At 60.9% G+C, this 6,293-nt stretch carries 5 protein-coding genes and 1 pseudogene; 4 read left to right on the forward strand and 2 right to left on the reverse strand.

Features of this window, described 5'->3' with window-relative positions; all coding sequences use genetic code 11:
* Window positions 1-611: 611 nt before the first annotated feature.
* From AX729_RS25530 to AX729_RS25535, 4 genes and pseudogenes are all read left to right on the forward strand, one after another.
* Window positions 612-1,298 carry a ZIP family metal transporter gene (locus AX729_RS25530; protein ID WP_057196398.1) on the forward strand — a complete coding sequence of 229 codons (687 nt, stop codon included), beginning with the start codon at window positions 612-614 and terminating at the stop codon, window positions 1,296-1,298.
* A 1,048-nt stretch (window positions 1,299-2,346) separates the two neighbouring features.
* Entirely contained in the window at window positions 2,347-2,472 is a 126-nt protein-coding gene (locus AX729_RS41560) for a hypothetical protein (protein WP_283807817.1), read from the forward strand.
* Between the two features lie 52 nt (window positions 2,473-2,524).
* Complete coding sequence (locus tag AX729_RS39965; RefSeq protein WP_502686918.1) at window positions 2,525-2,647, forward strand: hypothetical protein; 123 nt, start codon at window positions 2,525-2,527, stop codon at window positions 2,645-2,647.
* A gap of 60 nt (window positions 2,648-2,707) precedes the next feature.
* Window positions 2,708-3,850 (forward strand): annotated as a pseudogene (locus AX729_RS25535) (ISNCY family transposase); the annotation flags it as partial.
* A gap of 299 nt (window positions 3,851-4,149) precedes the next feature.
* Here the strand turns inward: AX729_RS25535 and AX729_RS41850 are convergent.
* Together AX729_RS41850 and AX729_RS25545 are read right to left on the reverse strand one after the other, a co-directional pair.
* Window positions 4,150-4,650, reverse strand: coding sequence for a MarR family winged helix-turn-helix transcriptional regulator (locus tag AX729_RS41850; RefSeq protein WP_057196399.1), 501 nt, complete (start codon window positions 4,648-4,650; stop codon window positions 4,150-4,152).
* Window positions 4,651-4,721: 71 nt separating this feature from the next.
* Window positions 4,722-6,245, reverse strand: coding sequence for a porin (locus AX729_RS25545; protein WP_061026973.1), 1,524 nt, complete (start codon window positions 6,243-6,245; stop codon window positions 4,722-4,724).
* Between the last annotated feature and the right edge of the window lie 48 nt (window positions 6,246-6,293).

Below are 6,293 nucleotides of genomic sequence, written 5' to 3' on the forward strand. Positions count from 1 at the left end.
CGAAGCTCTCTCATCCTGATTGACGCTCCACTGTCACCCTGATTGCCGCGCGGCAACTTCGCCAGCCCCGACTTGCCCGAGTCCGTCTTGATCATGAGCGTGATCGCGGTGGATGCTTGATCGGTTTCGTCGCTTCACCTTGAGAACGTTTTTCGCGATGGAACCATAGAAATTCGTCTGCGACCTGTCAACCTGCCGTTAAACTGCGTGTTGTTGTCAAGCTGACATTCCTTCTCTCCAGTGGCACAGACGGTAGCGATTACTCCGTCGGAGCTGGTCGGGGTTGCGGAGACGGCGATCGCAGCTGGCGAGACGATCGCTTAGCAGGATTGGATCAATCCAGACCACCGATGTCCGCTGTTGGAACGTTTGAAGAAAACTGCCGTTTGCAGCCTCGGAGCAGAGGGTGCTGCGGTGCGCTGCAAGCTCCAAGAGTGCCGATTGTAGTATCGGCATGAGTAGAACCATGAACATGAGCACACGCGGCTATGATGCGGCTATGATGATGTGTACCGGGCCGAGGAGAAGGCGCTGCATGTCTGACGGACCTGAGCCGGTCAGCGGCCGGAGCCGATCATGTCACCGATGACAATCCCGGCTATGGAGCCCTGATGTCGGCTTGGGCCTACACGCTCATCCCTGCCGTCGCGTCGGTGTTGGGGGCGGCCGTCACCGCCGTGCGCCAACCCGGCCCGTCGCTTGCCAGCGCCATCCAGCACCTCGCGGCGGGCGTTCTGTTTGCTGCGGTAGCGGGCGAGATCCTGCCCGACCTCAAGCACCAGCAATCTCCCATCGCGGTGATTGTGGGTGGAGCCCTCGGTGTTGCCCTGATGCTCCTGGTCAAGCGTCTGGGAGAGACAGCGAAAGGCTCGACCGGGCTCATCGTGACCGTCGGGATCGACATCCTGGTCGATGGGCTCGTCCTCGGTATCGGCTTCGCCGCCGGAGCAAAGCAAGGTCTGCTGCTCACGGGCGCACTCACGCTCGAGGTACTGTTCCTCGGGCTCGCGCTTGCGTCCGAGCTCAAGCAGACAAGCGGCTCGGCGGCGCGCGTAATCGGTATTGTGGCCGGTCTCGCGGTCTTGCTGCCGGTGGGCGCCCTCCTGGGCACGCCGGTCGGCGCGCTGCCCGGTCCCTACCTCGCCGGCTTCTTTGCCTTCGCGCTCGTCGCGCTGCTCTATCTCGTCACGGAAGAGCTGCTCGTAGAGGCGCATGCCGTACCCGAGAAACCCTGGACCACCGCGATGTTCTTCGTCGGCTTCCTGGGCATGCTGGTCATCGAGGAGATCGTCGCCTGAAGGAGTCCGCGCTCGTGCCGGCCATGTCTTCTGACCAGCGCAAATAAACGGCGGCCCTTCGGGCGCCGTGGAAGTTGGCCCTTACGGACATGGCTTGGACGTGACAGTGAGAGTAAGCCGTATCGCACGAGAGTAGCTTGCAGTTCTGTTTAAAGAGACCTTTTATTTACGTTTACAATCCTTGGTTTTTGGGAGGTGGCGTTTCACGTGATCGACCTCGCGGCTGCCTAAGCACTCGCGGTGCCGATCGGCTGGGACCGAGCGGGAGTAGCGCGCGGGCGGCATCCGGACCTTCCCCCTCGTCGCCGTCGCCTCCTGCGGTTCCGTGCTCGTCGCCATCTGCATGCTCGTGCGGGCTCGACACGACAGGCTCGCATCCTGGAAGGCTTGATCACGGGTGTGAGCTTCATCGGCGACGGTGCGATACCCAAATATGCCGGTCGCCCCTCCGGCACGTCAACCGCGGCCAGCCTCTGGGCCACAGGCGCGAGTCGGGCGGCGATGGGCTACGGCCTGTACTGCCATCTTGAGCCTCGTTACCTAACTGACGCTGCGCTATTTTGCGGGTGAAGCGGGCCGCGCGCCGCGGCGCGGGCGACGCCGATGCTAGGATCCGAAGCCGATCCAGAGGAACCGGGCACCAATACGGCTCTGCATTCATCGGCCGACGTGCCAAACCGGGGAAGGACAGCAGATTCGGTATCTCGCGCAGGTTCGCTTGAGGCCGTCCCAGACGATGAAGCGCCTTATCCCGGCAAGAGGAAGGCCTACCTTGTGCCTGCTTGCGGCAGAACAAAGATCAGGGGTGCGATGACGAGCCTGCGGCACCTTTGGACTAGCGACCCAGCGCGCCTGCTGCGTGCTGCCTTGGCAAGCCTCATGGTTTTCGCGTTCGCCTTCTCGGTCATCAGCTCCGAAACTGCGACGGCACTGAGTTCCATCCAGAGTGATGGTCTGCTGCTCGTCGCATCCGGCCCCGGATCATGCAAACTCGGGCGACCTAGCGGATGCAGGAATCCTGCTTCATGTCCAGTGCGGATGTCACCGTTTGATGCAGGCCGAGCCGGTCGCGTTAGAACCGGCCCAGATGGCTCACATGATCGTCTATCCCGTCCCGACCGAGCCGCTCGCGATCGGCGTCCTGCTCACCAGCGCTCCGTGGACGATGCGCTGATCCTGCATGCCAACATCCGCGGACCGCGCTACTAAAGCTAGGGGATCATCCCTTGCTCACCCATCCGACCCTCGATCGCCTCAACGTCCTCGGCCTCCACGGCATGGCCAAGGCCTTCGCCGACATCGAAGCTGCCGGTGAGGCGCGCGGCCGATCGGCCTCAAATCCCATATGACTCCAACGCTCACCGCCTCGGGAAGGCACGAGCGCATTGCGCCGCCTGAAATGTTCCTGAATGCTAGGCCGTTGCCTCACTCCCCAGTGGAATGGGACAGCGGGGGCGATAACGAGGCAACTGAGCATGGCGACTCGAAGAGAACTGACGGTCGCTGTGGGGCAGCGCTACAGAGAGGCGAGCCGCGCGGAGAAGGTGCGAATGCTCGACGGCTTTGTGGTTGTGACGGACTTTCATCGAAAGCACGTGATGCGCCTGCTCCGAAGGCATCCTCGGTTCGGCACAGCCGTCGCCGGATTTAAGAGGAAGCTGAACGAAATGCGCTGGTAGTTCTTTGGGAGGCCTCGGACCGGTTTGTGGCAAGAGACTGAAAGCGCTGCTGCCGCTCCGGATCGAGTCGATGGAACGGAACGGCCACATGGGCCTGGCGCCTGAAATCCGCGCGAAGCTGCTGGCGATGAGCGCGTCGACGGTCGACCGGGCGCTGGTCAAGATCCGACAGGAGGGCGGGCGCCAGCGCCGTCGGCCGGTGGCGAGCGCATTGCGACGGAGCAACCCGGTACGGACGTCCGCCGACTGGAAGGATCCGGCGCCGGACTTTGTTGAAGCCGATCTAGTCGCCCACAGCGGACCCTCGGCGCGCGGCAGTTTTATCCAGACGCTGGTGCTCACGGATATTGCGACCGGTTGGACGGAGTGTGCGCCGTTGCTGGTGCGCGAGCAACGCTCCTGAGCACCGTGTTGACAGAGCTTCGCCGTCAGCTGCCGATTTCGCTCCAGGGCATCGATACCAACAATGATTCTGTTTTCATAAACGAGACGCTGAAAGCGTATTGCGAGCAGGCGAACATTGTCTTCACGCGTTGCCGACCTTACCGCAACAATGACCAGGCATTTGTCGAACAGAAGAACGGAGCCGCGGTCCGACGGATGATTGGTTATCGGCGGTTTTAGGGGCTCGAGGCGGCTGCGTTGCTCGCAGAACTCTATCGTTCAGTGCGCCTGTTCTTAAACTTCTTCCGGCCGCCGTTCAAGCTGATCGGAAAGCAACGCGATGGCGCACGCGGCCAGAAATCTTATAGTGCGCCGACGACGCCGCATCAGCGGCTGACCGCCGACCCACGTACCTCCGATGCGGTTCGGGCCCGACTGCAGGAAATCTGCATCAGCTTGGACCCGGTCGCGTTGCTGCGTGACATTCGGGCGGCGACAAATTGCGGACCGTCATGTCCTCGATCATGCGTCGGCGGAGAGGGCTCACCTGGGTCATCGGAAAACCTCCTGTCTGAAGGGTTGGGCTCTGAAAACCCTCGATCCTCTCAGACAGGAGGCGGCCGTTACCACCTCTCCTCAAATGCCGCGCCAGCGGCTTCGTTCAATCCTCAAAACGAAATTGCAGGGTTCCGATGCCCGAAGCATCAAAACCCTGCAATCTCAAAACAGGTCACAACGAATAATCCGACCCCAGATCAATCGCTTAGCCGCTCTTCACGGACGACTTTTTAGTCCTCGATCTGCAACCTCACACGACAACGACCAATACACCGCTCAAGCTGCTGCAGCAGTTCTATCGTGTGCAATGTCGCTGCCTCGCCCATTTCCTTCTTGATGGACGCAGTCACCGCGTCCCTGCTGCTTTGTATTCCAGCAAGGTCCTTGAGAGCCTTCGGCGTAGCGGAAAGATAGACTAGTCGCTTATCAGTGCTCGAGCTTTTCCTTCGGATTAGGCCGAGTTCTTCCAATGGTCTCGATTGGTTGACGATGAACGAGCCATTTACTCGCAAAGCCTCAGCAACGGATTTGACCTGGAGACCCCCGCATTGGTGAGCCTCTGCGATGACAACCAACATATTCCATTGCGGAACAGTCAGCCCCATCTTGCTTGCCCATGCGGTTTGAACCTTCGAGATAAGAACATCAACAGATCGGACCGCTCTAACGATCTGTTCAACCAGTTCGGGGGGCCGTGCCCGGGCCTCATTGGGGGCCATAAGGTCCACCATCACTCAATAAAGCAAGAAAACCCCCGGCATTCCCGCCGAGGGCTCTTGGAGGTCACGTCGTTTGACTAAGCTTACCAGTTGCGCTGAGCGCGGAGGAGCAACTGATAGGTATCCTGGTCCTTCAACTCATACGCCGCTACCGGCTTACCGACAGCAGCATTCGCACCAGCGCCGGTGACGCCCGAGTACTTCTGATCCAAGCGGGTGTAGGTGAAATCAGCCGAGAACGTGAGGTTTTTGACCGGGGTCCATCGGGTGATTACCCCGAGCTGGGCGATGTTGTAATCCGGGTCGCAGTTGGTGAGACCAGCAGCACCCAGTGCCGCCCTCACCGTTCCACCGACACCACCGACACCGCACATCAGCGTCTTTGATGCGCCATTGTAGCGAACTGCAGCGTATGCACCGTAGATACCGGTGTTCCAGTACGGATCCCAGTTATGGGTGAAACCGCCGCGCATACCCCAAGTCTCAACGAGCTGAAGGTCACCGCCCGGGGCGTACACTGCATCAGGAGCGAACGCGATGCCGAGGCTCTGGTAGGCGCCAGCCACGCCAGTGCCGCTGTAGGTTGTCCACGCACCCGCACCACCGGCAAGGTCTTGGATGTTGTAGCGGGTCGCGCCGTTCGTGTAGACGCCCTGAACGTTGATCGTGTCACCCGCGCCTGTCGGGATGTTCTTGATCGACAAAGCAAGTTGCCCAGCCCAACCCCACTTGTCGCTGGCGCGACCCGAGAATTCGCCGGCACCAGTATTGTAACCAGCATGGTTCTCATGTGCGGCCACCGATGCCTGGAACAAACCCCAAGCTTGGTCAACGCGAAGCATGGCAACCAGATCAGGAGAGCGCGATCCACCGATGTTGCTGGTGCCGTAACCGAAGCCGCCCGGAGCACCGAGGTTGTTGATGCCTGCCTGATAGTAGGCGACCTGATCCTGCGCCGAGAACGACGCCGTGATGCCCTGACCGAAGTCAGCGGTGTAGGTGAACTGGTTGACGCCAGTGACCGTGCCGCCGCCACCGACGAGACCGTCGAAGTTGTTGCCGGGATAGTTGGTCCAGGGAGCGGAGAACTGGGAGACCGCCTTACCCATCGTGAAGCCAGCGAACTGGATGAAGGCGTAGTACACGCCGAGCGCACCACCAGCCACCTGTCCGCTGCCAGTTCCGGCGGGGTTGTTGCTGTCATAAGCGGTGGTTCCGCTACCGCTGTAGCCACCGCTGGTCCAACTGAACGTCGCATCGAAGAACGTGCGGACCACGCCGTATTCCGTCGCGGTACGGGTGTCAATGTTGAGGTCTTCACGAGCCCGCATGGTGTAATAGTTGCTGAGGGCGTTGTGCGCGCCCGCGACGCCGGAATAGTTGCCGGTGTAGACGCTGTTGGTGTTCAGCGCGACTTCAGCGCGCAGATAACCACCCAGCTTGATGCAGGTGTCGGTGCCGGGGATGTAGTAGAAACCCGCGCCGTAGAGCGAACAAATCTTCACGTATTCGACCGCCTTGGCCTTCACGGGAAGATCGGCTGCCTGCGCTCCGCCCACGGCGATCAGACCCGCCGCAGAGCCGAGCAAAAGGCTCTTTAGAGCTATGCCTGAATCTGGGTGACGGAGCCGATCAGGCGGCGTGGCTTTGCTGGG

It is taken from the genome of Bradyrhizobium sp. CCH5-F6, assembly GCF_001556045.1.
GTDB lineage: Bacteria > Pseudomonadota > Alphaproteobacteria > Rhizobiales > Xanthobacteraceae > Bradyrhizobium.

Coding starts and splice junctions, on each gene's coding strand:
- AX729_RS25530 (WP_057196398.1), top strand. CDS start 612: ATGTCGGCTTGGGCCTACACGCTCATCCCTGCCGTCGCGTCGGTGTTG.
- AX729_RS41850 (WP_057196399.1), bottom strand. CDS start 4,650: ATGGTGGACCTTATGGCCCCCAATGAGGCCCGGGCACGGCCCCCCGAA.